Source organism: Streptomyces griseofuscus (genome assembly GCF_014673495.1).
Lineage (GTDB): Bacteria > Actinomycetota > Actinomycetes > Streptomycetales > Streptomycetaceae > Streptomyces > Streptomyces murinus.
In genome coordinates, this window is record NZ_CP051006.1 from 3,372,196 (window position 1) to 3,398,742 (window position 26,547).

Sequence of the window (26,547 nt, forward strand, 5' to 3'; positions counted from 1 at the left end):
TCAGGATTCCGGGGTGCGCAGGGGGAGTTCGACCCGTACCTCGGTGCCGCGGGGGTGGGTGCCGCGGCCGATGCGGATGCGGGCGCCCGCCTGTGCGGCGCGTTCGACCATGCCGAGCAGGCCGAAGTGGCCGCGGGCGCGCAGCTGTTCGAGGGTGGTGCCGGGGGGCAGACCGCGGCCGTCGTCGTAAATCGTCAGCCGCAGCAGGGTGCCGTCGACGCGGAGCCGTACGTCCACCCGGGTCGCGTCCGCATGCCGGTGGGCGTTCTCCAGTGCCTCGGTGGCGACGGCGAGGAGGGCGCGGGCCGGGGCGGCGGGCAGCGGCGGGAGGGTGGCCGGGGGGTCCGGGCAGGCGCAGGTGACGTGCAGCGTCGTACGGCCGGCGAAGTCCCGCACACAGTCGGCGAGTTCGGACCAGAACGGCTTGGACTGCCTGTACGGCGTGGTCCGCTCGGGCTGTTCGCGTCGTAGGTCCATGAGCAGTTCCCGGGATTCCGTCGCCGCGCGGCGGGCCGAGCGGGAGACCAGTTCGGCCTGTTCGCGGATGCGGGCCGGGTCGGGGGCGGGGGCGGCGGCGGTGGCCGCGAGGCCGTCGGCGGCGAGGGCGACGCCGTACAGGGTCTTGGCCACGGAGTCGTGCATCTCCCGTGCCAGTCGGGCGCGTTCGGCACCCACGGCCTCCGTCGCGGCGAGCCGCGCCCGTACGGCCGTGAGCGCCTCGGTGGCGGCGCCGAAGCGGAGCATCAGACCGCGCAGGGTCGAGCCCAGGGCCCCGGCGACGACACAGAGTCCGGGCAGCAGCAGCGCCTCGGCCACGGGGGCGGACCGGTCGGCCTTCAGGGTGAGGTGGACGACGAACAGGATCAGCGCCTGGAGCGAGGCGAAGCAGGCCGCCCCGCGCCAGCTGTAGAGCAGTCCGGCGAGCAGCGGGGTGCAGACGCCGACATAGGCGAGCGTGGTGTCCGGCCCGGCCGAGACCAGCAGGAGCGAGCCGATGAGGGTGTCGGCGGCGAGCAGCGCGGGGTGCCGCAACAGCAACGGCCCGAATCGCTCCCAGTCCCGGAACAGGACGTACGACACCATGACCGCGACCACAACCGCCACCCCGACGAGCCGCACCCCGACCCCGGGCGCGGCATGCAACAGCGCCGCGGGCGCCGCTACACCGATCATGGCCAACCGAAACCCGAAGACTTGCCGGCACATGGCTTGAAGCGCCCGGATCTGAAGCTGCTCGGAGGGGGGATCGCCGGGTTCGGGGGGATCGGCAGGGAGGGCAGTGGGGGGATCGGCCTGGGGTGGTGCGGGGAGGGGGAAGGGGGGTGCGGTGGAGCGCGGGGGTGAGGACGGGGCAGGGGGTGCGGCTGGGGGCTGGGCGAAGGGCGGGGACGGGCACCGGACAGGAGGCCCGGCAGGACGCTCGGGGGACGGGGACCGGACAGGGGGGTCGGCGGGAGGCTGGGCGGGGGGCGGCGCGTGGGGCGTGGTGAGGTCGGCGGGGGGCGTCGTATCGCCCGGCACAGGCTCGGCGAAGCGCGTCTCCTGGCCTGTCCCGCGCTGGACGGCAACCGCGGCGTCGTCCACCACATGCTCGGCGGAGGCGTGGACGAGGGGCCCGGCAGGAGGCGTCGTATCGTCGGCTGCGCACCGGGCCGGAACCGGCACACCATCCGGGACGGGCCCGGCAGGAGCTGCCGCATCATCCGCCTCATGCTCGGCGGCGAGCCGGGCAGACGCTCCGGCGGAGGCCGTCGCACGGCCCGGCACGGGATCCGCGGGAGCCGTGCCGTCGTCCCTCACCGACTCGACGGGGCCCACCGCATCCGACGCCGACTCGGCAGCGGCCGTCACATCGGCCGGAGCGCGTTCGGCGCACGCGGCCCCGCCATCCGGGACGGGCGGCCCGGCGGAAGGCCTCACGTCGTCCAGGTCCGGCACACGATCCGGCGAGGAGCCGTCGACCAGCGCCGGACCATCCGCCCCGGGCTCGGCGCCGGCCATCGCATGGCCCGGGGCCAGCTCGACAGGATCCTGCGCCGCCCCGGCAGGGGCCGTCGCGCCGATCCGCAGCAAACCGCCCACCCCGGCGCCACCACTCCGCGCCGCCTCCGAAAGCACCCCCCTCACGTTCCTCGCCCCTTCATGGCCCATGTCGCTCACTTCCCCGTGAGGGAACCGAAGTCCACGCCCGAGCCCAGGATCAGGCCCGCGCCGAGGAGGAGCATCGTCGCCGGGACCATGAAGGTGGTGATCATCAGCGTGGCCTTGGGCACCGCGCGAGCGGCCTTGCGGCGGGCGTTCTGGGCGTCCGTGCGGCGCATGTCCTTGGCCAGGGAGACGAGGGTGTCGACGATCGGCGCGCCCAGTTCCTCCCCCTGCTGGAGCGCGGTGACGAACATGGCTACCTGCTCGGAGTCATTGCGCCGGCGCAGCTCCGCGAAGGCCTGGCGGCGGCTCATGCCGAGGTCCATCTGGCGCAGGGTGATACGGAGTTCATCGGCCCAGGGACCCTCGTAGCGGGACGCCACCCGGTCCAGCGCCTGCCGGAAGCCGAGCCCGGCGCTGACCACGACCGCCAGCACGTCCAGGAAGTCCGGCAGGGTCCGCTCGATGACCTCCCGGCGGACCCGGATCGCCGACCAGATCCCGACCTCCGTCCAGAACGCCCCGAACAGCAGCAGCAGAACCGCCACGAACCACTGGCCGCGCAGCAGGAACACCAGGAAGCCCACACCGCCCAGCACGCCGTACACCGCGCGGCGGGCGGCGTACCGGTCGATGGTCAGGCCCCCGGGGTTGCCCGCGAGGTCGATCCGGCGCCGGTACCGGGCGACCAGCCGGGGCCCCATCAGCCGGAGCACCAGCGGCGCGTACCGCATGCCCATGCGGTCGATCACGGAGCCCACCGCGCCGGTGCGGGTGGCGCCGACCTCCAGGGCGACGGCGAGGTCGACGGGGAGCTTGGCGTCGGCGCGGTACATGCGCACACCGGTGAAGATCCCCCACACGGCGGCGCCCATCAGCAGGGCGAGCGGCAAGGCCATCGGATCCTCCTTCCCTCACACGTCGATGCGGCTGAGCCGCCGGATGAGGACGAAACCGACCGCGTACAGCCCGAACGCGACGAGCACACAGCCCTGGCCCACCGGGGAGCCGGTCATCCGGGCCAGGGCGCCGTCCCTGACGCCGTTCATCAGGAACAACGCGCCGACCCCGAGAACGGGCACGGCGTACGACGTCATGGTCACCTGAGAGAGCTGCGTGCGGATCTCCCGCCGGGTCTCCTTGCGCTCCTCCAGCGTCTCGGTGAGATTGCGCAGCGCGGAGACGACCTGGCCGCCGGCCCGGTTGGACAGCACCAGCGTCGTCACCAGCACGACCAGTTCCCGCGACGGGAGCCGGTCGGCGAGTTCACCGAGGGCGTCGTCCAGGGAATGGCCGATCGCCAACTGGTCGGACACCTTGACCAGTTCCTCCCCGGCCGGCGCCTCCAGCTCCTCCGCGGCCATGCCGATCGCGGTGCGCAGGGCGAGCCCCGCCTGTGTGGCGTTGGCCAGAATGCGGGCGATTTCCGGGAGTTGGCCGATGAACCGCTCGATGCGCCTGCGCCGCTGCCAGTTGAGGAACTGCACCGCCGCCCAGATGCCCAGCAGCCCGGCGATCGGCCCGAAGAACGGCGCGAGCGCGGCCTGGCCGATCAGCCAGAGCGCGGCGACCGTACCGAGCATGGCGACGAAGAACTCGCCCGGCGTGATGTCCAATCCGGTGGCAGCCAGGCGCCGTTCGAGCCACCGGCCGAGGCGGGTACGGCGCAGCCGTCGGTCGAGATCGCGGAAGTGCCGCCTGCGTCCGGTGCCGGACTCCTGTGGCCCGGTGTGCGTGAGGCGGTCCACCAGCTCGGCCCGCCGGGCCCGGCCCCGGGCGTAGCTGTGCACGCCGATCACCGCGAGCACGCAGGTCAGCAGCGCCGCTGCGAGGGTGAGCTGGACGAGGGTGTGCAGTTCCATGTGGGGGCCTACCTGGCTTCTCGGGTGGCGAGCTGGTCGGCGGTGCGGGCCACGCCGAAGGCGCCCGGGACGGGCTGGCTCGCCATGTGCAGGCGGTCGGCGGTGCGGCGCGGCAGCGGGAAGTAGGCGAAGGCGCCGGGCACCCGGCCGTCCGCCGTCATCGGCTCCGCCTCGAAGCGGGCGACACTGGCCAGCCGGTACGGCTCCCCGCCATGGCTGTCCAGCAGCGCGATCTCGGTGATCCGGCGGGCGCCGTCGGCGAACCGGGTGAGCTGGACGATGACGTCGACCGCGCTGTTGATCTGGTCGTGCAGCGCGACGAACGGCACCTCCACGTCGGACATGGAGGCGAGCGTCTGGAGCCGGGTGAGGGCGTCCTCGGCGCTGTTGGCGTGCACGGTGGCCAGGGAGCCGTCATGGCCGGTGGACATCGCCTGGAGCATGTCGAGGGACTCGCCGCCGCGGACCTCGCCGACCACGATCCGGTCGGGCCGCATCCGCAGTGAGTTGCGCACCAGGTCGCGGATGGTGACCTGGCCCTTGCCCTCGACGTTCGGCGGCCGCGACTCCAGCCGGACCACATGGCTCTGCTGGAGCTGGAGTTCGGCGGAGTCCTCGATGGTGATGATCCGCTCGTGCGGCGGGATGAGCCCGGACAGCGCGTTGAGCAGGGTCGTCTTGCCGGTGCCGGTCGCGCCCGAGACGATGATGTTGAACTTCGCCTGCACCAGCCCCGCCAGCAGATACACCATGGGTTCGTCGAGCGAGCCGAGCCCGATCAGCTCCTGGAGGGTGAAGGAGCGCGGGAAGCGGCGGATGGTGAGGATGGGCCCGGTCAGCGACAGCGGCGGGATGATGACGTTGACGCGCTCGCCGGACGGCAGCCGGGCGTCCACCATCGGATTCGACTCGTCCACCCGGCGGTTGACGGTCGACACGATCCGTTCGATGGTCTGCATCAGCTGGTCCGCGGAGGCGAAGCGCAGCGGCAACTGCTCGACGCGGCCCCCGCGTTCGACGAAGATCGCGTCCGCCCCGTTCACCATGATCTCGGTGATCGAGGTGTCCTCCAGGAGGGGTTCGAGGATGCCGAGACCCAGCGCCTCGTCCACCACCCGCCGGATCAGCTGGGCGCGCTCCACCGTGGAGAGCACCGGGCCCTCCCGGCTGATGATGTGCCCGAGCACCCGTTCGAGACGACTGCGGCGCTCCGCGGCGGCCAGCGCGCCCATCTCCGCGAGGTCGATCTCCTCCAGCAGCTTGGCCCGGTAGGCGGCGACCAGATGCCCGTCCTCGCCCCGGCTGCCGTGGTCCTCCGGAGTGCTGATGCGTGCCCGCAGGCTCATGGTCACCGGCTCCTCAATGGTCGAGCGGCATGGTCGCCGACTTGGTGGCGTCCCCGAAGCTCCACACGATCTTCGGGATGCGGACGGTCGCCGTCACGGTCACGGAGCCGCCCCCGCCGCCCTCCGCACAACTCACCCGCATCCCCCCACCGACGGCGGCCGCGCACGCCTGCTGCGCGTCCTGCCGCAGCGAGGCGGCCCGCGCCCCCGCACGGGCCGCCGTACCGGCCTGCTCGGCGGCGTAGGCGACGGCGCCGAGCTGGATGCCGGCGAGGGCGACGATCAGCAGTACGGGCAGGAATCCCAGGTATTCGATGGCGACTTGGCCGCGCTCACGACGCTCACGGCGGTCACGACGCCCGCTCGGGTACCGCATCTCAGTCCTTCGCCTCCTCCACCGCGCCGGCGTGCCCGTGCACCCGCGCCGGGAAAGCGATCAGGCCCGGGAAGAGCACCGGGACCTTCAGGGAGACATCGGCCGTGACATAGCCGGACCCACCGCAGCTCACCGTCGCGTCCCCCCGCCACGCCGCCGACAGGTCCTTGCGCCCCGCCGTCGAGCAGGCCGCCTGCCGCGCACCGCCCGGCGACGCCGCCGTACCGGCCCGTACCGCCTCGTCGGCGGCGTTCCCGGCGAGCGTGAAGGTGTACCCCACGAGCACGGCCTGCCACACGAGCACCAGGGTGAGCAGGATCAGCGGCGTCATGCCGAGGAACTCGATGCTCACCTGACCCGAATCACCCGTCGGGCCCGCATCACTGACCTGACCCGCATCGCCCATCCGGCCCGCATCGCTCGGCCGACGGTCATCACACGTCGGACCCGCATCGCCCATCCGACCCGCACCGCTCACCAGACCCGCACCACTCACCCGGCCCGCGTCGCTCAGCCGACGTTCGTCACGCGTCGGACCCACATCGCTCCCCCGGCCCGCACCCCTCGCCCACCGCTCATCACTCACCGGACCCGCGCCACCCATCCGACCCGCACCACTCACCCGGCCCGCATCGCTCAGCCGACGTTCATCACACGTCGGACCCACACCACCCATCCGACCCGCGCCGCTCGCCAGACCCGCACCACTCATCCGGCCCGCGCCGCTCACCGGACCCGCACCGCTCACCCGGCCCGGGTCCGCGTCCCTCTTGCCCCTCCTCGTCACCGGCTCACTCCTTCCGCCGCCGAAGGCCACCGGCACGCGCCCCGTCGCGCCCGCCGCCGCGCACGCCACCCCGCGCCCCGCCCCGGTGCGCGCCCTCCGCCGCCCGTGCGAGCCCCAGCTCCCCCGCGAGCGCCCACAGCGCCTGCTTCACCGTGCTGCGCGCGTCCAGCTCATGGACCCGCCCCGCGTCCACCACCGCCTGGAGTTCCTTGAAGTTGGCGGGCACGGCGGTGCGCGCCAGCGCCGTGCCGGTGATCCGCTGCACCAGCGCGGGCTGGATCTCGGTGTGCCGGCTCTGCCGGTTGACGACGACCGTGGTCTCCTCCGCCTTGCGGATCTGGAGCCGGTCCCACATCCGCACGGTCCGCTTGGCGGCGCGTACGGCGATCACGTCCGGCGTCGTCACCAGCAGCGCCGTGTCGGCCGCCTCGATCGCGGCCGCGCCCGCCCCGCCGAGCTGTGCGCCGCAGTCGATGACGACCACCTCGTAGCGCGAGCGCAGGGCGCGCACGATCTGCCGGGCGGCTCGGTCGGTGACCTCCTCGCCGCGCTCCCCCTCGCCGGGCGCGAGCAGCAGCGCGAGCCCGGTGTCATGGCGGAAGAGGGCGTCGGCGAGGACGCGCGGCGAGATGTCGCTGATGGCGGCGAGGTCGGCGACCGAGCGCCGGAACTGGATGTCCAGGAAGGAGGCGACGTCCCCGCACTGGAGGTCGAGGTCGACCAGCGCGGTGGACCGCCCGGAGGCCTGTGCGGCGAGCGCGAGCTGTACGGCCGTGAGCGTCGCGCCGACGCCCCCCTTGGCGCCGCTGACCGTGACGACCGTACCGCCGGAGCTGCCCGGCGCCTCACCGCCCTGGCCGAGGTGGCGCCGTACCTCCGTCGACCACTGGGCGACCGCCTGCACCCGGCCGGCCAGTTCGTCGTACGACAGCGGGAGCGCGACCAGGCCCCGGGCGCCGGAGTCCATGGCGGCGGCGAACAGACCGGGGCTCGCGTCGGTGGTGACGAGGATGACGCCGACCGCGGGGAAGCGCAGGGCGATCTCGCGGATCAGCTCCAACGCCGGTGCGGGGCCGATGCGTTCATGGACGACGAGCACCTCGGGCAGTTCGTCCACGGCCTCGGCGGCGAGCCGGGCGAGGGCGTCCACCAGCTGGGTGGAGTCGGTGACCGGCGGCTGCGGTTCGGCGTCGGGCAGCTGGCTGAGCAGGGTGACGAGGGAGCGGACGGCGTCCGGGTCGGCGCCCGCCGGGAGGATCCTGGTCGGCATGCGGGCCGCCTCTCACTTGTCCGTCGCGAGTTCGTAGGTGCGGTCCTTGTCCGGGACGCTCGTGTCGCCGCCGGGGCCCACCAGAGCGAGCCGGACGCGCTGGGCGAAGGACTCGGCGTAGGTGATGCGCTGGGCGTCGAGGGTGGACAGCGCGAAGGTGATCGGGACGGCCTCGCTCGGCTGCTGCTGGTTGTTCTTGGCGGCGTCCGGGTCCAGCGCGGTGATCCGGCCGACGTCGAGGACTCGGGCGTCGGTGACGATGATCTTCGACTGGTCGGGGTCGCCCTCCTTCTTGCCCGCGAAGGTGGCGTACACATTGACCCGGGACCCCGGGGTGATCTTGCCCGCCACGCCCGTCGCCGCGTCGATCATGATGGCGACCTCCTGCTGTCCGGGCTGGAGGGCGGGCTGGTCCACGATCATGTCGCTCTGGAGCAGCGACCCGGCGCGCAGCGTGGTGACGGCGATCTTGCCCTGGAGCGCGCGCAGATCGGTGACCGCGGTCCCGGACAGCCACCGCTTGGGCATCCTGACCTTCTCGAACTGGCCCGCGTCCAGGGTGGTGTACGGCTTCACGTCGGAGCGGACCCGGTAGGCGGTGACCTCGGGGCCGACCTTGGAGTCGACGTCATGGACGACGGAGAGCACACCGGCGAACGCGAGCAGAGCGCACAGGACGGACAGGAGCAGGAGTATCACGCCGCGGCGCTGACGGGAGTTCATGAACCGTGCAACCTCATTGGGGGAATCGGTCGTTCGGGATATGGACGGACAGCTCGTGGGCGTGTTCCCGGGCTCAGGCGGGTGTGCGGGGTTCCAGGGCCCGTGGGGCGGGCGGTTCATGGACGGGCGGGACGGCGGAGCAGAAGACGCAGCGGTCACCGATGACGTCGAGCCCGCACCAGTGGCAGCTGGACTGCCGTACGGACGCGACCAGTTGGTACAGCACGGACAGATCGTCGAGGTGGGCACAGAACTCGACCATGCGGCCGGTCCCCCACCAGGCGCGGGACTCGGCGGGCAGCGCGGTCTCCCGCACCCCCTGCGCCCCCCACGCGGTCCCGAGGCCGGCCGCCCAGTCGCCGGGCAGCTGCCCCTTCGCGAGCAGCAGCCAGGTGGGGAACTCGGGCCCCTTGAGGGTGACTTCCGGTGCGACCTTGACGAGCTGTGGCTCGGGATGGGCGAGTACGGCGAACTGGCTGCCCGGCACCCAGGACTTGGCGTGCGCCTTCAGTCCGACCGGCACCCGGTCGAGCCGCGCCACCGAGCCGAGCACGGCCCCGGCATGGATGTAGTGGGCGAGCAGCCGCCCGGCGGAGGCCAGCACCCCGGGACTGAGGTCGCAGGAGGCGAGCTGCCGTAACTGGCGCCCCAGTACGGCGACTCCGAGGGGCGGCAGCTCGGGCCGGAGCAGCGCGATCCGGTCGCTCTCCAGCAGCGAGCGCAGGGTGTACAGGCGCCGTACGACCGGCTCCGGGGTGGCCGCCGAGCACACCACGACGACATGGCCGTGGCTCTCGATGAGGTCGCTCAGTTCGGTGAGGGCGTGATCGAGCGGATGCCGGTCGAGTCCGGCCAGCACGACGGCGGGCATGGTGCGTTCGTCCTGTGGCGGCAGCGCCAGGTCGGCGCTGGTCACGGCAATGGCAGTTGGCACGCCCCGCTCCCCGGTGACTTCACTGCGTGACTACCTGAGCACTGTATCCACGCGCGCCGGGCGGGAGAACAGCGTTGGTGAAGCCCATGTGGAACTTGCTGGGGGCAAGTCCCCGCAAACCGGGGCAGGTTGCGAAACCCATCGACCCCCGCCTTGGTCTGGACCTCTTGACAGCAGGATTGGTCTGGACCAACTTGTCTGTGCACCGGTGGCCACCGGCTCCACCCCACGGATTCCACCCTGTCGGATTCCACCCCCCTGGAATTCACCCGTTGGCATCCACCCGCTGGACCCCTGCACCACTCCGACTCCCCCGGAGGTCCCCGTGGACCGAGCACCAGGCACACCCAGACCACCCCGACGCCGGCTCGCGGCATGGTCCGCCGCCGTCACCCTCGCCCTCGCCACCGCCGGCCTCGCCGCGACCGCCGCACCGGCGTCCGCGGCCGACGTCAACAACGTCGTCAACGCCGGCTTCGAATCGGGCCTGTCCGGCTGGACCTGCTCGGCGGGCAGCGGCACGACCGTCTCCTCCCCGGTGCACTCCGGAACCAGCGCGCTCAAGGCAACCCCCGCGGGGCAGGACAACGCCCAGTGCACCCAGACGGTCGCCGTCAAGCCCAACTCCTCGTACACACTGAGTTCCTGGGTCCAGGGCGGCTACACCTACCTGGGCGTGACGGGCACGGGCACCACGGACGTCTCCACCTGGACGCCGGACACGACGTCCTGGAAGCAGCTGTCGACGTCGTTCACCACGGGCGCGAACACCACGTCGGTCACGGTCTACACCCACGGCTGGTACGGCCAGGCCGCCTACTACGCCGATGACGTCTCCCTCTACGGCCCCGACGGCGGCGGCACGGGCGGCGGCACCACGCCCCCCACCGTCCCGTCCGCCCCCACCGGCCTCGCGGTCTCCGCCACGACCTCGTCCTCCGCCTCGCTCACCTGGTCCACGTCCTCGGGCGCGACGGGCTACAACGTGTACGAGAACGGCGCGAAGGTCTCCTCGACGACCGGCACCTCGGCCACCCTCACCGGCCTGTCCGCCGCCACCTCGTACTCCTTCCAGGTGACGGCGACGAACGCGGCGGGCGAGTCGCAGAAGTCGGCGGCGGTGACGGCGACCACCGCCTCGACCGGCACCGGCGGCAACACCGGGGGCTCGCTCCCGAAGCACGCGGTGACGGGCTACTGGCAGAACTTCAACAACGGCGCCAAGGTCCAGAAGATCTCCGACGTGCCCGCCGCCTACGACATCATCGCGGTGGCCTTCGCGGACGCCTCCACCACGCCGGGCGCGGTGACCTTCACCCTGGACTCGGCCGACCTCGGCGGTTACACGGCCGACCAGTTCAAGGCCGACATCAAGGCCAAGCAGGCGGCCGGCAAGAAGGTCATCATCTCGATCGGCGGCCAGAACGGCACGATCTCGGTCAGCGACTCGACCTCGGCCACGAACTTCGCGAACTCCGTCTACTCCCTGATGCAGACGTACGGCTTTGACGGCGTCGACATCGACCTGGAGAACGGTCTGAACGCGACGTACATGACCCAGGCCCTGCGCGCCCTGTCCGCGAAGGCGGGCCCGTCCCTGATCATCACGATGGCCCCGCAGACGATCGACATGCAGTCGACGTCCGCCTCCTACTTCCAGACGGCCCTGAACGTGAAGGACATCCTCACGGTCGTCAACACCCAGTACTACAACAGCGGTTCCATGCTGGGCTGCGACGGCAAGGTCTACAGCCAGGGCACGGTCGACTTCCTCACCGCCCTCGCCTGCATCCAGCTCCAGGGCGGCCTCTCCCCCTCCCAGGTCGGCCTCGGCCTCCCCGCCTCCACCAGTGCGGCGGGCAGCGGCTATGTCTCCCCCTCGGTCGTGAACAACGCCCTCGACTGCCTGACCGCCGCCACCAACTGCGGCTCCTTCAAGCCCTCGAAGACCTACCCCGACCTGCGCGGCGCCATGACCTGGTCCACCAACTGGGACGCCTCCAACGGCAACTCCTGGTCCGGCACGGTGGGCGCCCACGTCCACGCGATGCCCTGACCTGACCACCCCCGACCCCCACCACCCGGCGCCCGGGCTCCTCCTCGGAGCCCGGGCGCCTCGTGCGTTTCCGGCCAGCCCCACCCGATTCGCGTTGCGAGCGGCAATACGTCGATGTGATGCTCCCTGACGTGGCCTCAGGGGACGGAATGAATTCGACGGCGGCAACGCGTAGATCGCGCCTCACCGAATACGTGGAGACGGCGGCACCCGCCGAACGGGAGAAGACGGAAACCCGTCGGCCGGACGAGAACACTCCTTTGCCGTCGAACAAGAATTCCTTTACCCATTCACCTGCCGCCGAGTTGGCACATGCGCGCCGCGAATTGGCCACACGGGTAGGTGAGTTCCGCCGTACGGCCGTTCTCGTACCCTTGGACGAACACGACGTCCCCCTGACGGGTGACTACGGCGGCGTCCGCTGGATCTACGCCTTCTCCGACGAGACCGCCCTGGCCCGCTACGCGCTGGCCCGGGGCGAGGGCGACCGGGAGTGGGCCTACCAGCGCTGGCTGGGCGCCCGGCTGCTGGACGCCGCGGTGCCCGCCGTGGGGGTGCCGTGCGGGGTGGCGCTGGACGTGGGCGGCCGGGGCACGCTGTTCCCGCCGGTCGCGGGGATCGTGCCGGACCGGGTGGCGGTGGACGTGAGCGCGGAGCGGGGGGACGCGAAGTGAGCGGCGACGGCAAGGACTTGAAGACCGAGGGCCTGGCCCTGATCACCAAGGGGCTGAACGACGCCCTCGGCGAGCTGAAGGAGCTGGGCCTGGTGTACGCGGCCGGCGCCGGCCGCGGCTTCGACAAAGTCGGGCTGACCGGGCTCCAGTTGGGTCACGACGGGCTCACCGGCGAATTCAAGTCGTTCTGCGAACGCTGGGAATGGGGCGTGCGCGCGCTGATCGACGAGGGCAGCGGACTCGCGATGAAGACGGGCCTGGCGGCGGGCACGTACTACGACACCGAGAACTACGTGGTCGGCACGTTCAAGGACGTCGCCAACGCGGCGATCGGCAATCCCGACGCCTCCGAGGAGGACGTGGAGAAGATGGGCTGGGGAGACATCTTCAAGTCCAGTCCGTACGACGGGAATGTGGACTACAGCAAGAAGTCCTTCGACGACGCGTGGGCGAACAGCAAGCAGGGCTGGGACGACGACGCCCGCGACTTCATGGACTCCCCTGCCGCGAAAACCATGGGCATCCGGCCGAGCGGCATGTCGGACGCGGACTACCACAAGCTGCTCGACAAGGCCTTCGGCCCCTCCCCCGAGGAACGCGCCCAGGCCGCCCGGCAGCAGGGCGGTGTCGGCTGATGGGCCTGGGTGAGCTCGGCAAGATCACCAACACCGTCCTCGGCGCCGGCGAGGAGACCTGGGACGCGGGCAAGAAGAAGGTCGGCGAGGGTGTCGACTGGGCCGCGCACAAGGTGGGCGGCGAACTGGACCACGTCGGCCTGCACAAGTGGGCCGACAAGGTCGAGGACGCGGGCGACGGGCTCGCCTCCTACCTGGGTGCCACCCCGGGCGAGAAGCAGCTCGGCGAGACCGACGACCCGGACCAGCTCCTGCACGGCGCCCCGGAGCGGATTCGCGAAAGCGCGGGACATCTGCGGGACTTCAACGGTGCCTTCGACAAGGTCGGCCGAGGGATGCGCAAGGTCGACTCCACCGGCTGGGAGGGCGAGGGCGGGGACGCCTTCCGCAAGAAATTCGGCGTCCACCCGGCCAAGTGGACCACCGCGGCCGAGGCCTGCCTCGGGGCGGCACAGGCTCTGGAGTCGTACGCGGACACCGTCAAGTGGGCCCAGAGCCAGGCCAAGGAGGCCGTCGAGCTCTACAAGAAGGGCACCAAGGCGTCCAAGGACGCGGTCGAGGCGTACAACAAGAAGGCCGACGCCTACAACGCGAAGGTCAAGGCGAACGAGGACCCGGGCCCCAAGCCCGAGCCGTTCCACGACCCCGGCAAGGCCGACATCGACTCGGCCGTGCACAAGCTCGCCGCCGCCCGCAAGCAGCGCAACACCGCCGCCACGGAGGCCCAGGGCAAGATCAGGGCGGCCCTCGCCCACGCCCCCGCCGAGCCCCCGCCACTGACCCGGCTGCGCCACGAACTCAAAGACGGCTGCTCGGAGATCGACGCCGAGGCCGTCCACTTCGTGGGCGGCGTCGTCAAGGGCACGGCGGGCCTGCTCACCTTCGTGCGCGGCCTCAACCCCCTCGACATCTACAACGTCACGCACCCGGCCAACTACCTCCAGCACGTCAGCATGACCCTCAGCGGTCTGGTGGCCCTCGACGAACACCCCGACCGCGCGCTGAAGGGCATGTGGTCCGACTTCAAGAAGGACCCGTCCGAGTTCGGCGGCCGGATGCTGCCCCAGCTCTTCGTCGGCGACGGCATCGGCCTGGAGACGGGTCTGACCCGCGACGCGGCGCAGGCGGGCCTGCGTTCGGCGGCCGAGGGCACGCTGAAGGACGGGGCCCGGACGGGCGCGGAGGACGCGGGGAAGGCCACCGCCCGGGACACGGTCCGCGAGGACCCCCATCAGCCCTCCCGCGAGCAGAATTCGGTGTCGAGCGAGGGCACCGACCCCATCGACCTCGCCACCGGCAAGATGTACCTGCCGCAGACGGACGTCGCCTTGCCCGGCACGCTCCCCCTGCTCCTCAAGCGGCGGGTGGAGTCCGGCTACCGCCTGGGCCGCTGGTTCGGCCCGTCGTGGTCCTCCACGCTGGACCAGCGCCTGGAGATCGACGCGGAGGGAGTCGTCTTCGTCACGGAGGACGGCCTGCTCCTCTCCTACCCCCACCCCGCGCCAGGTCTGCCGACGCTCCCCAGCCACGGCCCCCGCCGACCGCTGGACCGCGTGGCCGGCGGCTACACGATCACCGATCCGGAGACCCGCCGCACCTGGCACTTCGCCGACCGGACCGAGCATCTGGCCGTCCTGGAGCAGGTGGACGACCGCAACGGCAACTGGCTCACCTTCGAGCACGACGCCGAGGGCACCCCGCTGGCCGTCTTCACAAGCGCCGGCCAGGGCGTCCGTATCACCACGGACTCGGGCCGCGTCACGTCGTACCGCCTGGCGACGACGGGCGAGGAACTCAAGCGCTTCGCCTACACGGACGGCAACCTCACCGAGGTCGTCAACTCCTCGGGCCTGCCCCTGCGTTTCGGCTACGACGACCGCGGCCGGGTGACGTCCTGGACGGACACGAACGACCGCTCCTACACCTACACGTACGACGACCGGGACCGCTGCGTGGCGGAGGGCGGCGCCGCAGGGCACATGGCGCTCCGGCTGACATACGCGGACCCGGACCCGGTCACGGGCCTGCGCACCACGACGGCGATGACCGGCGCGGGCCACACCCGCCGCTACCTGGTCAACGACGCCTGGCAGGTGGTCGCGGAGAACGACCCCCTGGGCGCGACCACGAGCTACGTCCGCGACCGCTACAACCGCCTGCTCTCCACGACGGACCCGCTGGGCCACACGACGTCGTTCCGCTACGACGAGACGGGCAACCTCACCTCGATCGTCCGCCCGGACGGCCGGGAGTCGAGGGCGGAGTACAACGAGCTGGGTCTGCCGGTGAAGCTGGTCCGCCCGGACGGCACGACCGTCCGGCAGACCTTCGACACCCGGGGCAACCGCACTTCGGTGACGGACTCCTCCGGCTGTACGACCCGCTTCACCTACAACGAGTGCGGCCATCTGACCTCGGTGACGGACCCCCTGGGCCATACGACGACGCTGGTGTCCGATCCCGCGGGCCTCCCTGTGACGGTGACCGATCCTCTCGGCGCGGTCACCCGCTACACCCGGGACGCCTTCGGCCGCCCGACCGTGATCACGGACCCGGCCGGCGCGACGACACGGCTGGAGTGGTCGGTCGAGGGCCACCTGACACGCCGTACCGCAGCGGACGGCACGACGCAATCATGGACCTACGACGGCGAGGGCAACTGCACCACCCACACCGACCCGCTGGGCGGCGTGACCCGCTTCGAGTACTCCCACTTCGACCTGCTCACGGCCCGCACGGGCCCGGACGGGGTGCGCTACGAATTCGCCCACGACACGGAACTTCGCCTGACCCAGGTCACGAACCCCCAGGGTCTGACGTGGAGTTACGCCTACGACGCCGCCGGCCACCTGCTGACGGAGACCGACTTCGACGACCGCACCCTGAGCTACGAGTACGACGCGGCGGGCCGCCTGACCTCCCGCCGCAACGCCCTCGGCGAGGTGGTGTCCTTCGAGCGCAACGAACTCGGCCAGACGCTCCGCAAGAACGCCGCCGGCCAGGTGACCACCTACGCCTACGACCTGACCGACCAACTGGCCCGGGCGACCGGCCCCGACGGCACCACCCTCACCCTGCTCCGCGACCGCCACGGCCGGCTGCGCTCGGAGACGGTGAACGGTCGCTCGCTGACGTATACGTACGACGAACTGGGCCGCCGCACGGGCCGCACGACCCCGACCGGTGCCGTCTCCACCTGGTCCTACGACGCGGCCAGCCACCGCACCGGCATGGTCGCGTCGGGCCGCCCGATCGACTTCACCTACGACAAGGCGGGCCGCGAACTGGCCCGCCGGATCGGCGACACACTCACCCTGGCCCACACCTTCGACCCCCTGGGCCGCCTGACCACCCAAACGGTGAGGGCTACGTCGGACGCCCTGCTCCAGCACCGCTCCTACACCTACCGGGCCGACGGCAACCTGACCGGCATCGACGACCACCTCTCCGGCCCCCGCCGCTTCGACCTCGACGCGACCGGCAGAGTCACCGCCGTCCACGCGACCGGCTGGACCGAGCGCTACGCCTACGACGAAGCAGGCAACCAGACCCACGCGAGCTGGCCCACCACCCACCCCGGCACAGACGCAACCGGCCCCCGCACCTACCAGGGCACCCGCATCACCCGCGCCGGCAACATCCGCTACGAACACGACGCCCTGGGCCGCATCACCCTCCGTCAGAAAACCCGCCTGTCCAAAAAGCCCGACACCTGGCACTACACCTGGGACACCGAGGACCACCTGACCTCGGTCACCACCCCCGACGGCACCCAATGGCGCTACACCTACGACCCCCTGGGCCGCCGCACCGCCAAGCACCGCCTGGCGGACGACGGAGAGACGGTCCTGGAACGGGTGACCTTCACCTGGGACGGCGCCACCCTCTGCGAACAGACCACAACCTCACCGGCCCTGCCAAACCCAGTGATCCTCACCTGGGACCACCACGGGCTCCACCCCCTCACCCAAACCGAACGCATCACCACAACCGACACCCCACAAGAAGAGATCGACTCCCGCTTCTTCGCCATCATCACCGACCTCGTCGGCACCCCAACCGAACTGATCGACGAACAAGGCAACCTCGCCTGGCAAACCCGAACCACCCTCTGGGGAACCACCGCGTGGGCAACAAACAGCACCACCTACACACCCCTACGCTTCCCCGGCCAGTACTACGACCCGGAAACAGGCCTCCACTACAACTACTTCCGCCACTACGACCCCGAAACGGCGCGATACCTCACACTCGATCCACTCGGTCTGACACCCGCTCCCAATCCCGCTATCTACCCCCAGAACCCGCATACGCGGTCCGATTCCCTCGGACTGGCACCTGAATACCCTGACGGCGAATCCCGCAACCCCTTCGATTTCAGGGAACCGAACCCGAATTTCCCACCCGACGAGACGACGACTCAGGCAATGCGATCGGCGCCGACTGGCGGTAACATCGACTGTTCAGAGATCGCCGAATACATTAAGAGGAACGGTGGAGGGAACGGAAAGATTATTAACTTCACAACGCGCAACTCTTCCGAAATCGTCATCCCTGAGAACATGGGGAAGGAGCTCGTAGCCTATCGATATCATGACGTCTACACAGACGGAAGGTATGTCTACGACCCGGGTATGAGCTCCAATCCGATTCCATATGGAGATTTTGAGCGTGCAATCCGCCTGTCCAATCCCGGGAAAAAGCTTCTGGTTCAGGACGGGGGATTCTCTGGTCCCCTCTGGTAGCTAGACACTGGAACACCATGTCAACTCGAAGCACGCAAGCAGTGCAAGCACTCAGCAGGTTCGGAGAACTTGCCTGGTTCAAGCTGCCGGCGGAGTACAACCACGTATTCAACTACTACCAGGTGCCTTACATGGGATGGCGCTACAAATCCATCCGTCAGGGACTGGAAGAGGTTATCGAGGATGCTGTGAAGGAGCCCGCCACTCAACTCGAATGGATCCTCGACAGGACACGAAGGAATTGGATCCTGCTACCGAGAAGGGTCCACCAGGAGGCTGGAGGGCTGGCGGATCCAAGTTTTTCCGAAACCATTCACTCCATCAACACCAACGATCAAGAGTTCTGCCTCAAAGCCCTTTCTGATATTGACCTCATCATCGAGATGATCAACCAGATCTCCATCCCCAAGGATTGAGAGCGGCGGGGATAACGCAGAAAACCCCCGCACCAACGGTGCGGGGGTTTCCCTAAAAATTGTTCGGCGGCGTCCTACTCTCCCACAGGGTCCCCCCTGCAGTACCATCGGCGCTGAAAGGCTTAGCTTCCGGGTTCGGAATGTAACCGGGCGTTTCCCTAACGCTATAACCACCGAAACACTATGAAACTATCAACCAGCAAATGGTTGTTCGTGGTTTCAGAACCAACACAGTGGACGCGAGCAACTGAGGACAAGCCCTCGGCCTATTAGTACCGGTCACCTCCACCAGTTACCTGGCTTCCAGATCCGGCCTATCAACCCAGTCGTCTACTGGGAGCCTTACCCCATCAAGTGGGTGGGAGCCCTCATCTCGAAGCAGGCTTCCCGCTTAGATGCTTTCAGCGGTTATCCCTCCCGAACGTAGCCAACCAGCCATGCCCTTGGCAGAACAACTGGCACACCAGAGGTTCGTCCGTCCCGGTCCTCTCGTACTAGGGACAGCCCTTCTCAAGACTCCTACGCGCACAGCGGATAGGGACCGAACTGTCTCACGACGTTCTAAACCCAGCTCGCGTACCGCTTTAATGGGCGAACAGCCCAACCCTTGGGACCGACTCCAGCCCCAGGATGCGACGAGCCGACATCGAGGTGCCAAACCATCCCGTCGATATGGACTCTTGGGGAAGATCAGCCTGTTATCCCCGGGGTACCTTTTATCCGTTGAGCGACGGCGCTTCCACAAGCCACCGCCGGATCACTAGTCCCGACTTTCGTCCCTGCTCGACCCGTCGGTCTCACAGTCAAGCTCCCTTGTGCACTTACACTCAACACCTGATTACCAACCAGGCTGAGGGAACCTTTGGGCGCCTCCGTTACCCTTTAGGAGGCAACCGCCCCAGTTAAACTACCCATCAGACACTGTCCCTGATCCGGATCACGGACCCAGGTTAGACATCCAGCACGACCAGACTGGTATTTCAACGACGACTCCACCCACACTGGCGTATGAGCTTCAAAGTCTCCCAGCTATCCTACACAAGCCGAACCGAACACCAATATCAAACTGTAGTAAAGGTCCCGGGGTCTTTCCGTCCTGCTGCGCGAAACGAGCATCTTTACTCGTAGTGCAATTTCACCGGGCCTATGGTTGAGACAGTCGAGAAGTCGTTACGCCATTCGTGCAGGTCGGAACTTACCCGACAAGGAATTTCGCTACCTTAGGATGGTTATAGTTACCACCGCCGTTTACTGGCGCTTAAGTTCTCAGCTTCGCCCCACCGAAATGGAGCTAACCGGTCCCCTTAACGTTCCAGCACCGGGCAGGCGTCAGTCCGTATACATCGCCTTACGGCTTCGCACGGACCTGTGTTTTTAGTAAACAGTCGCTTCTCGCTGGTCTCTGCGGCCACCCCCAGCTCAGGGAGTAAATCCCATCACCGAGCGTGGCCCCCCTTCTCCCGAAGTTACGGGGGCATTTTGCCGAGTTCCTTAACCATAGTTCACCCGAACGCCTCGGTATTCTCTACCTGACCACCTGAGTCGGTTTAGGGTACGGGCCGCCATGAAACTCGCTAGAGGCTTTTCTCGACAGCATAGGATCATCCACTTCACCACAATCGGCTCGGCATCAGGTCTCAGACACAAGGTGTGCGGATTTACCTACACACCGTCCTACACCCTTACCCCGGGACAACCACCGCCCGGGATGGACTACCTTCCTGCGTCACCCCATCACTCACCTACTAACCGCTTGGTTCAGCGGCTCCACCACTCCCCTCAACTCCGAAGAGATCAGGGCGGCTTCACGGCCTTAGCATCACGATGCTCGATGTTTGACGCTTCACAGCGGGTACCGGAATATCAACCGGTTATCCATCGACTACGCCTGTCGGCCTCGCCTTAGGTCCCGACTTACCCTGGGCAGATCAGCTTGACCCAGGAACCCTTAGTCAATCGGCGCACACGTTTCTCACGTGTGTATCGCTACTCATGCCTGCATTCTCACTCGTCAACCGTCCACAACTACCTTCCGGTGCTGCTTCACCCGGCAGACGACGCTCCCCTACCCATCACAGCACCCGTTGGGGCTTATTGCTGCAATGACACGACTTCGGCGGTACGCTTGAGCCCCGCTACATTGTCGGCGCGGAATCACTAGACCAGTGAGCTATTACGCACTCTTTCAAGGGTGGCTGCTTCTAAGCCAACCTCCTGGTTGTCTGTGCGACTCCACATCCTTTCCCACTTAGCGTACGCTTAGGGGCCTTAGTCGATGCTCTGGGCTGTTTCCCTCTCGACCATGGAGCTTATCCCCCACAGTCTCACTGCCGTGCTCTCACTTACCGGCATTCGGAGTTTGGCTAAGGTCAGTAACCCGGTAGGGCCCATCGCCTATCCAGTGCTCTACCTCCGGCAAGAAACACACGACGCTGCACCTAAATGCATTTCGGGGAGAACCAGCTATCACGGAGTTTGATTGGCCTTTCACCCCTAACCACAGGTCATCCCCCAGGTTTTCAACCCTGGTGGGTTCGGTCCTCCACGAAGTCTTACCTCCGCTTCAACCTGCCCATGGCTAGATCACTCCGCTTCGGGTCTTGAGCGTGCTACTAAAATCGCCCTGTTCGGACTCGCTTTCGCTACGGCTTCCCCACACGGGTTAACCTCGCAACACACCGCAAACTCGCAGGCTCATTCTTCAAAAGGCACGCAGTCACGAGAAACACCGAAGTGTTTCCGACGCTCCCACGGCTTGTAGGCACACGGTTTCAGGTACTATTTCACTCCCCTCCCGGGGTACTTTTCACCATTCCCTCACGGTACTATCCGCTATCGGTCACCAGGGAATATTTAGGCTTAGCGGGTGGTCCCGCCAGATTCACACGGGATTTCTCGGGCCCCGTGCTACTTGGGTGTCTCTCAAGCAAGCCGCTGACATTTCGACTACGGGGGTCTTACCCTCTACGCCGGACCTTTCGCATGTCCTTCGTCTACATCAACGGTTTATAACTCGCCCTACGGCCGGCAGACCGTAGAAGAGAGATCCCACAACCCCGTACACGCAACCCCTGCCGGGTCTCACACGCATACGGTTTGGCCTCATCCGGTTTCGCTCGCCACTACTCCCGGAATCACGGTTGTTTTCTCTTCCTGAGGGTACTGAGATGTTTCACTTCCCCTCGTTCCCTCCACACTGCCTATGTGTTCAGCAGCGGGTGACAGCCCATGACGACTGCCGGGTTTCCCCATTCGGAAACCCCCGGATCAAAGCCTGGTTGACGACTCCCCGGGGACTATCGTGGCCTCCCACGTCCTTCATCGGTTCCTGGTGCCAAGGCATCCACCGTGCGCCCTTAAAAACTTGGCCACAGATGCTCGCGTCCACTGTGCAGTTCTCAAACAACGACCAGCCACCCATCACCCCACCAGCCAAACTGGTGAGTGCACTGGGGCCGGCGACTGAGGAGAAGATCAGATCATTCCCTCAGACACCCAACAGCGTGCCCGGCCAGAATCCGTCCGGGGATCATGTGTTCCACGCTCCGAAGAGCAGTACTGGCAAGCCCCCGACCCGAATAATCCGGCCGAGTAGTCAACGTTCCACCCATGAGCAACCAGCATCAGACATTCGCTGATGTACTGGCCTCTGACCGAGCAGAGCCCGGTAAGAAGTGCTCCTTAGAAAGGAGGTGATCCAGCCGCACCTTCCGGTACGGCTACCTTGTTACGACTTCGTCCCAATCGCTGGTCCCACCTTCGACAGCTCCCTCCCACAAGGGGTTGGGCCACCGGCTTCGGGTGTTACCGACTTTCGTGACGTGACGGGCGGTGTGTACAAGGCCCGGGAACGTATTCACCGCAGCAATGCTGATCTGCGATTACTAGCGACTCCGACTTCATGGGGTCGAGTTGCAGACCCCAATCCGAACTGAGACCGGCTTTTTGAGATTCGCTCCACCTCACGGTATCGCAGCTCATTGTACCGGCCATTGTAGCACGTGTGCAGCCCAAGACATAAGGGGCATGATGACTTGACGTCGTCCCCACCTTCCTCCGAGTTGACCCCGGCGGTCTCCCGTGAGTCCCCAGCACCACAAGGGCCTGCTGGCAACACGGGACAAGGGTTGCGCTCGTTGCGGGACTTAACCCAACATCTCACGACACGAGCTGACGACAGCCATGCACCACCTGTACACCGACCACAAGGGGGGCACTATCTCTAATGCTTTCCGGTGTATGTCAAGCCTTGGTAAGGTTCTTCGCGTTGCGTCGAATTAAGCCACATGCTCCGCCGCTTGTGCGGGCCCCCGTCAATTCCTTTGAGTTTTAGCCTTGCGGCCGTACTCCCCAGGCGGGGAACTTAATGCGTTAGCTGCGGCACCGACGACGTGGAATGTCGCCAACACCTAGTTCCCACCGTTTACGGCGTGGACTACCAGGGTATCTAATCCTGTTCGCTCCCCACGCTTTCGCTCCTCAGCGTCAGTAATGGCCCAGAGATCCGCCTTCGCCACCGGTGTTCCTCCTGATATCTGCGCATTTCACCGCTACACCAGGAATTCCGATCTCCCCTACCACACTCTAGCTAGCCCGTATCGACTGCAGACTCGGGGTTAAGCCCCGAGCTTTCACAATCGACGTGACAAGCCGCCTACGAGCTCTTTACGCCCAATAATTCCGGACAACGCTTGCGCCCTACGTATTACCGCGGCTGCTGGCACGTAGTTAGCCGGCGCTTCTTCTGCAGGTACCGTCACTTTCGCTTCTTCCCTGCTGAAAGAGGTTTACAACCCGAAGGCCGTCATCCCTCACGCGGCGTCGCTGCATCAGGCTTTCGCCCATTGTGCAATATTCCCCACTGCTGCCTCCCGTAGGAGTCTGGGCCGTGTCTCAGTCCCAGTGTGGCCGGTCGCCCTCTCAGGCCGGCTACCCGTCGTCGCCTTGGTGAGCCATTACCTCACCAACAAGCTGATAGGCCGCGGGCTCATCCTGCACCGCCGGAGCTTTACACCATCAAGGATGCCCAAGATGGTCATATCCGGTATTAGACCCCGTTTCCAGGGCTTGTCCCAGAGTGCAGGGCAGATTGCCCACGTGTTACTCACCCGTTCGCCACTAATCCACCCCGAAGGGCTTCATCGTTCGACTTGCATGTGTTAAGCACGCCGCCAGCGTTCGTCCTGAGCCAGGATCAAACTCTCCGTGAATGTTTACCGGTAATCCGGTGCACAAACTGAAGAGCGGAACGGTCGGAGGAATAGTCCGACCGTTCACAGCGTCCTCGCTGTGTTTATTTCAAAGGAACCACGTCCCGGTCGTGATGACCGGAGACGGGGTATCAACATATCTGGCGTTGACTTTTGGCACGCTGTTGAGTTCTCAAGGAACGGTCGCTTCCTTTGTACTCACCCTCTCGGGCTTTCCTCCGGGCTTCCCTTCGGTGTTTCCGACTCTATCAGATCTTTCCGATCCGATTTCCTCGGTGCCTTCCGGTTCTCGCTCTCGCGTTTCCCTTGCGGCGAACCAAACTTTATCAGAAGTTCTCGGGGGGTCTGACCGCCCTCCGGTGCCCACCCTCCGGTGCACCCCGGGGCTGGAGCCGGCTCGCGGGGAGCCGGCTCGTGGAGTGCGAGGGGTCGGTCAGTCGCCGTCTTCGAAGTAGGCGTCCAGGACCGCGTCCAGCTGGTCGTCCCATTCCTTGAAGCGGGAGCGGGAGGCGGCCTCGATCTCGATCGGGTACCAGCGGCGGTCCGGGGTGTGCACCGTGATGGTGTAGCGCTTGCCGAAGCGGGGGGACTCCGACTCCACCGCGGCGATCTCGGCCCACTGGAACTCGCAGGCCTCCTCGTCCAGGCTGAGGCGGACGCCCTTGTGGTCGGCCACTATCCGGGCGCGGCGGTCGGCGGCCTCGAAGACCGGGCCGTCGGCGGGTGCCGCGGGCTCGTCCTCGTCCGTGTCGCCTTCCTCGGCCTCCTCGGTGGCCTTCGGCTCGGCGGACTCGTCCGGCGCCTCGGCCTCCGGATCCTTCGGCTCTCCCGGCTCCTCCTGCTTCGCCAAGGGCGTCGCCGGGGCCGTGATGCCCGGGATGAAGGCCGGGTCGAAGCCGGCGCCCGCCACGGGCTCGGCCTTCACCGCTTCCGCCTTCAACGCTTCGGTGTTCAACGGATTGCTGCCTGATCCTATGCGCTGCTCCACGGCGGCAGTATGGACGACTTCCCTGTGCCGGAACCAGTCAGCCCGCGCGTCGCGCCGGCAACTTACGCCGCTCCAGGGGAATCGAGCACGGCGAGCGCGTCGATCTCGATCAGCAGACCGGGCGGAAGGCCGACGTAGACCGTCGTACGGGCGGCGGGCGGCTGGGTGAGGGCCTGGGCCTCGAAGTAGGCGTTGTAGAGGTCGTTCATCTCGGCGAAGTGGTCCACGTCCGTGAGGTAGACGCGGAGCATCATCACGTCGTCCCAGCCGGCGCCGCCCTCCTCCAGGATCGACCTGACGTTGTCGAGGGTCTGGAGCGTCTGCTCGCGCAGGGTGGGGCCGACCGGGGTCGGGGGCTTGCCCTCCTCGGCGGGCAGGAAGCCGACCTGGCCTGCGACCTGGAGGATGTTGCCCTTGCGCACCCCGTGCGAGAACTTCGCGGGCGGGGTGGTGTGGGTCTTCGGGGTCAGGGCGATCTTTTCCATCGGGCCGGTCCTTTATGGAGGTTACGAGCGGTACAGGTGTTACGGGTGTTCCGTCACCGGTGTTCTACCGGAGTACTCCGCGCTGATCGCGTCCGCCGTGCGGCGGACCAGTGGGAGGAGTGCGAGGAGTTCGTCGGCCGTGACGACCACGTTCGGGGCGGACACCGACATCGCGGCGGCCACCCGGCCCTCGGCGCCGCGGATGGGGGCGGCGACGCAGTTGATGGACTCCTCGTGGCCGCCGAGGTCGGTGGCCCAGCCCTGTTCGCGGACCTTGGCCAGTTCCTGGAGGTAGGCGTCGGCGTTCGGGGTCGAACGGGAGGTGTACGAGGGGTAGTCGAGCTTCTCCGCGACGACGCGGCGTTCGGGTTCGGGGAGGTCGGCGAGGAGGAGCTTCGCGACGGCGGCCACGGTGAGGGCGACCGGCCTGCCGATGCGGGAGTACATGCGCACCGGGTAGCGGCTGTCGACCTTGTCGATGTAGAGGACCTCGGGGTCGTCGTACACGGCGAGGTGGACGGTGTGGCCGCACTGCTCGTTCAGCCGTACGAGGTGGGGGTGGGCGATCTCGCGGACGTCCAGGTTCTCCATCGCCTCCTGGGCGAGGGCGAAGAGGCGGGCGCCGAGGCGGTAGCGGTGGTCGGACTGGCGGTAGACCAGGCCGTGTTCGTGCAGGGTGCGCAGGAGGCGCAGGGCGGTGGACTTGTGGACGCCGAGGCGGTCGGCGACCCGGCCGAGGTCGGCGGGGCCCTCGGCGAGCAGCGGCAGGATGCTCAGGGCGCGGTCGACGGTCTGACTCATGGGGTGTTGGCCTCCTCGGTGGCCCGCGCAGTCTGCGTCCAGCCGGGGGCGAGTCGCAGTCTTCCCCATGCGGCGTCGTCCAGGGTCGCGAGGTGGTCGGCGTGGGCGCGGGCGGGGGGTGGGGCGAGGTCGGCGGGGGTGGTGAGGGTGGCGGCGGCGAGGAGGTGGCCGTGGCGGAGGCGTTGGCGCGGGGGGAGGGCGCGGAGGGTGGCGGAGAGGTAGCCGGCGGCGAAGGAGTCTCCGGCGCCGGTGGCCGATACGGCGGTGACGGTGGGGCTGGGCTCGAAAGTGCCCTCTGGTAGGGCGTTCACGGTGGCGGTCGGCTCGTCGGTGCCCTGTGCTTGTCGGCGGAAGGCCGTGGCTCCCCTCGCCCCCTGTTTCACCACCAGCACGCCCGGCTCCCGCAGCAGCCGCCTGACCGCCGCCGGTCCCCCCGTCACCCCCCACACCTGTGCCGCCTCGTCCTCGCCCACGAAGACGATGTCCGCCCGGCGGGCCAGCTCCAGCAGGGTTCGGGCGGCGTCTTTTCCCCGCCACAGGGCCGGGCGGTAGTTGATGTCGAAGGAGATCAGGGGGCGGTCGGCGGCCGGGGCCGTCAGTCGGTGGAGGAGGGCGTGGCAGTCCGCCGACAGGGCCGCGGTGATCCCCGACAGATGCAGGATCCGGCAGTCCCGTACCGCGTGCATGTCCACGTTCGCCGGGGACATCGCCGACGCGGCCGATCCCGCCCGGTAGTACGCCACCTCGTGCGCCCCCGAGTCCCGGTCCGCGGCCGTGCGGAAGTAGACGCCGGTCGGGCGGAAGGGATCGCGTCGTACCGTCGAGACGTCCACCCCGTACTCCGCGACGCCCGCCGTCACGCACTGCCCGAATCCGTCCGTGCCCACCCGGCTCACCCAGCGGGCCGAGTGGCCGAGCGCCGCCATCGCGCAGGCCACGTTGGACTCCGCGCCGCCGATGGCGCGGGAGAAGGTGGGCACGTCGGACAGGGGGCCGGGGTGGGTGGGGATGAGGGTGACCATGGATTCGCCCAGCGCGACGATGTCCACTCCCGTAACCCCCAAGCGTCGGCGGTTTCACTCCGTTGACCCGTT

At 67.9% G+C, this 26,547-nt stretch carries 18 protein-coding genes and 3 rRNA genes; 5 read left to right on the top strand and 16 right to left on the bottom strand.

Features of this window, described 5'->3' with window-relative positions; translation table 11 throughout:
• From HEP81_RS14780 to HEP81_RS14820, 9 genes are all read right to left on the bottom strand, one after another.
• Positions 1-1,521 (bottom strand): sensor histidine kinase, encoded by a 1,521-nt coding sequence (locus HEP81_RS14780; RefSeq protein ID WP_421673955.1) that lies wholly within the window; start codon positions 1,519-1,521, stop codon positions 1-3.
• 635 nt (positions 1,522-2,156) lie between these two features.
• On the bottom strand, positions 2,157-3,044 hold the full coding sequence (locus HEP81_RS14785; RefSeq protein WP_037664289.1) for a DUF5936 domain-containing protein: 888 nt from the start codon (positions 3,042-3,044) through the stop codon (positions 2,157-2,159).
• A 15-nt stretch (positions 3,045-3,059) separates the two neighbouring features.
• Positions 3,060-4,007 carry a type II secretion system F family protein gene (locus tag HEP81_RS14790; protein ID WP_037664287.1) on the bottom strand — a complete coding sequence of 316 codons (948 nt, stop codon included), beginning with the start codon at positions 4,005-4,007 and terminating at the stop codon, positions 3,060-3,062.
• A gap of 8 nt (positions 4,008-4,015) precedes the next feature.
• Positions 4,016-5,353, bottom strand: coding sequence for a TadA family conjugal transfer-associated ATPase (locus HEP81_RS14795; protein WP_037664285.1), 1,338 nt, complete (start codon positions 5,351-5,353; stop codon positions 4,016-4,018).
• A 13-nt stretch (positions 5,354-5,366) separates the two neighbouring features.
• Positions 5,367-5,729 (bottom strand): TadE/TadG family type IV pilus assembly protein, encoded by a 363-nt coding sequence (locus HEP81_RS14800; protein ID WP_037664283.1) that lies wholly within the window; start codon positions 5,727-5,729, stop codon positions 5,367-5,369.
• Position 5,730: 1 nt separating this feature from the next.
• Entirely contained in the window at positions 5,731-6,135 is a 405-nt protein-coding gene (locus HEP81_RS14805) for a TadE family protein (RefSeq protein WP_037664280.1), read from the bottom strand.
• A gap of 385 nt (positions 6,136-6,520) precedes the next feature.
• A complete protein-coding gene (locus HEP81_RS14810; RefSeq protein ID WP_037664278.1) occupies positions 6,521-7,786 on the bottom strand; it encodes a CpaE/TadZ family protein in 1,266 nt (421 codons plus the stop codon).
• Between the two features lie 12 nt (positions 7,787-7,798).
• Complete coding sequence (cpaB, locus tag HEP81_RS14815; RefSeq protein ID WP_037664275.1) at positions 7,799-8,509, bottom strand: Flp pilus assembly protein CpaB; 711 nt, start codon at positions 8,507-8,509, stop codon at positions 7,799-7,801.
• A gap of 73 nt (positions 8,510-8,582) precedes the next feature.
• Entirely contained in the window at positions 8,583-9,443 is an 861-nt protein-coding gene (locus tag HEP81_RS14820) for a hypothetical protein (protein ID WP_037664274.1), read from the bottom strand.
• 325 nt (positions 9,444-9,768) lie between these two features.
• Here HEP81_RS14820 and HEP81_RS14825 point away from each other — a divergent pair, with 325 nt between their 5' ends.
• The 5 genes from HEP81_RS14825 to HEP81_RS14845 all read left to right on the top strand — a co-directional run bounded on the left by HEP81_RS14825 (position 9,769) and on the right by HEP81_RS14845 (position 17,969).
• A complete protein-coding gene (locus HEP81_RS14825) occupies positions 9,769-11,499 on the top strand; it encodes a chitinase (protein ID WP_037664271.1) in 1,731 nt (576 codons plus the stop codon).
• A 374-nt stretch (positions 11,500-11,873) separates the two neighbouring features.
• A complete protein-coding gene (locus HEP81_RS42665) occupies positions 11,874-12,173 on the top strand; it encodes an SseB family protein (RefSeq protein ID WP_374193150.1) in 300 nt (99 codons plus the stop codon).
• Complete coding sequence (locus HEP81_RS14835) at positions 12,170-12,808, top strand: hypothetical protein (RefSeq protein WP_037664268.1); 639 nt, start codon at positions 12,170-12,172, stop codon at positions 12,806-12,808. Before HEP81_RS42665 ends, HEP81_RS14835 begins: the two co-directional genes overlap by 4 nt.
• Positions 12,808-17,553 carry a putative T7SS-secreted protein gene (locus HEP81_RS14840; protein WP_078967809.1) on the top strand — a complete coding sequence of 1,582 codons (4,746 nt, stop codon included), beginning with the start codon at positions 12,808-12,810 and terminating at the stop codon, positions 17,551-17,553. Before HEP81_RS14835 ends, HEP81_RS14840 begins: the two co-directional genes overlap by 1 nt.
• Positions 17,554-17,570: 17 nt before the next feature.
• Positions 17,571-17,969, top strand: coding sequence for a hypothetical protein (locus tag HEP81_RS14845; RefSeq protein ID WP_157854694.1), 399 nt, complete (start codon positions 17,571-17,573; stop codon positions 17,967-17,969).
• Between the two features lie 61 nt (positions 17,970-18,030).
• On the opposite strand, the gene rrf is transcribed toward HEP81_RS14845, so the two are convergent.
• The 7 genes from rrf to HEP81_RS14880 all read right to left on the bottom strand — a co-directional run bounded on the left by rrf (position 18,031) and on the right by HEP81_RS14880 (position 26,475).
• Positions 18,031-18,147 (bottom strand): 5S ribosomal RNA (gene rrf, locus HEP81_RS14850).
• A gap of 71 nt (positions 18,148-18,218) precedes the next feature.
• Positions 18,219-21,339: ribosomal RNA gene (locus HEP81_RS14855) — 23S ribosomal RNA — on the bottom strand.
• 315 nt (positions 21,340-21,654) lie between these two features.
• Positions 21,655-23,179: ribosomal RNA gene (locus tag HEP81_RS14860) — 16S ribosomal RNA — on the bottom strand.
• The 16S, 23S and 5S rRNA genes sit together here, the layout of an rRNA operon.
• 433 nt (positions 23,180-23,612) lie before the next feature.
• Positions 23,613-24,167, bottom strand: a complete 555-nt coding sequence (locus HEP81_RS14865; protein ID WP_310739358.1) for a hypothetical protein — start codon at positions 24,165-24,167, stop codon at positions 23,613-23,615.
• Positions 24,168-24,229: 62 nt separating this feature from the next.
• Entirely contained in the window at positions 24,230-24,652 is a 423-nt protein-coding gene (locus tag HEP81_RS14870) for a RidA family protein (protein WP_037664705.1), read from the bottom strand.
• 39 nt (positions 24,653-24,691) lie between these two features.
• Positions 24,692-25,453, bottom strand: coding sequence for an IclR family transcriptional regulator (locus HEP81_RS14875; RefSeq protein ID WP_037664707.1), 762 nt, complete (start codon positions 25,451-25,453; stop codon positions 24,692-24,694).
• Positions 25,450-26,475, bottom strand: coding sequence for a sugar kinase (locus HEP81_RS14880; RefSeq protein ID WP_220512217.1), 1,026 nt, complete (start codon positions 26,473-26,475; stop codon positions 25,450-25,452). Before HEP81_RS14880 ends, HEP81_RS14875 begins: the two co-directional genes overlap by 4 nt.
• Positions 26,476-26,547: the final 72 nt, after the last annotated feature.

Bases quoted from the DNA above. Each gene is read 5' to 3' on its own strand.
- cpaB (WP_037664275.1), bottom strand. From the start codon at position 8,509: ATGAACTCCCGTCAGCGCCGCGGCGTGATACTCCTGCTCCTGTCCGTC.
- HEP81_RS14790 (WP_037664287.1), bottom strand. From the start codon at position 4,007: ATGGAACTGCACACCCTCGTCCAGCTCACCCTCGCAGCGGCGCTGCTG.
- HEP81_RS14870 (WP_037664705.1), bottom strand. From the start codon at position 24,652: ATGGAAAAGATCGCCCTGACCCCGAAGACCCACACCACCCCGCCCGCG.
- HEP81_RS14795 (WP_037664285.1), bottom strand. From the start codon at position 5,353: ATGAGCCTGCGGGCACGCATCAGCACTCCGGAGGACCACGGCAGCCGG.
- HEP81_RS14840 (WP_078967809.1), top strand. From the start codon at position 12,808: ATGGGCCTGGGTGAGCTCGGCAAGATCACCAACACCGTCCTCGGCGCC.
- HEP81_RS14875 (WP_037664707.1), bottom strand. From the start codon at position 25,453: ATGAGTCAGACCGTCGACCGCGCCCTGAGCATCCTGCCGCTGCTCGCC.
- HEP81_RS14810 (WP_037664278.1), bottom strand. From the start codon at position 7,786: ATGCCGACCAGGATCCTCCCGGCGGGCGCCGACCCGGACGCCGTCCGC.
- HEP81_RS14785 (WP_037664289.1), bottom strand. From the start codon at position 3,044: ATGGCCTTGCCGCTCGCCCTGCTGATGGGCGCCGCCGTGTGGGGGATC.
- HEP81_RS14805 (WP_037664280.1), bottom strand. From the start codon at position 6,135: ATGGGCGATGCGGGTCAGGTCAGTGATGCGGGCCCGACGGGTGATTCG.
- HEP81_RS14845 (WP_157854694.1), top strand. From the start codon at position 17,571: ATGTCAACTCGAAGCACGCAAGCAGTGCAAGCACTCAGCAGGTTCGGA.
- HEP81_RS14880 (WP_220512217.1), bottom strand. From the start codon at position 26,475: ATGGTCACCCTCATCCCCACCCACCCCGGCCCCCTGTCCGACGTGCCC.
- HEP81_RS14800 (WP_037664283.1), bottom strand. From the start codon at position 5,729: ATGCGGTACCCGAGCGGGCGTCGTGACCGCCGTGAGCGTCGTGAGCGC.